The following is a 715-nucleotide window of genomic DNA, read 5'->3' on the forward strand; positions in this document are numbered from 1 at the left end:
CGTTGCGCGCAACCGGAGTCGGTGCCGCTGCGCCGTGCCCGGTGCGCTTTGCCGGGGAACCCGCGCGTCAGCAGGCCTCGGTGCGGCACATCGACAGATGGGCAGCTGTGTCGCGCAGCGCGTCGACGACCACGTCGACGGACGGCGCCATGTGCGCATCGATCCGCCGCATGTACGGGCACGTCAGCACCGCGATCGCATGGCCGGCCGGCCCGAGGATCGGCACGGTCAGGTCGGTCACGCCGTACGCCTGGCGGCTGTCCTGACGCAGGTAGCCGGACTGCCGGATCGACTGGCACGCATTCGCGAGTTCCTGCTCGTTCAGCGGTGCTTCACCCTTGACCTTGCGATGCTCGGCCAGCATGTGTGCGCGTTGCTCGGGGCCCTGGAACGCCAGCAGCATGCGTCCCGACGCGGTATCGGCGAGCCCGACGCGCGAGCCGAGTCGCACCGATACGCCCCATGGGCCGGGCCCGTCCACCTGCGCGATCACGAGCATGTTGCCGCGATCGTAGACGGACAGGTGGCACGACTGTTCGGCGGCATCCGCGAAGCGCTGCATCGGCGGCAGCGCCTCGGCGATCAGCCGGTTCATCGGCGGATGCCGGTGCGCAAGCGCGAACAGCTTGAGGCTGAGCGTGTAGCGGTCGCCGCCGGTCGAACGCATCACGTAGCGGCGCGCGACGAGACGTTCGAGCATCCGGTAGATTTCGCT

General features: G+C 69.5%; 1 protein-coding gene. It reads right to left on the minus strand.

Features of this window, described 5'->3' with window-relative positions; all coding sequences use genetic code 11:
• Positions 1-67: 67 nt before the first annotated feature.
• Positions 68-715: IclR family transcriptional regulator (locus tag JMF90_RS39240; protein WP_201326568.1), on the minus strand; the 648-nt coding region annotated here is incomplete at its 5' end.

Source organism: Burkholderia sp. E168m23, assembly GCF_016586125.1.
GTDB classification, from domain to species: Bacteria; Pseudomonadota; Gammaproteobacteria; order Burkholderiales; family Burkholderiaceae; genus Burkholderia; species Burkholderia orbicola.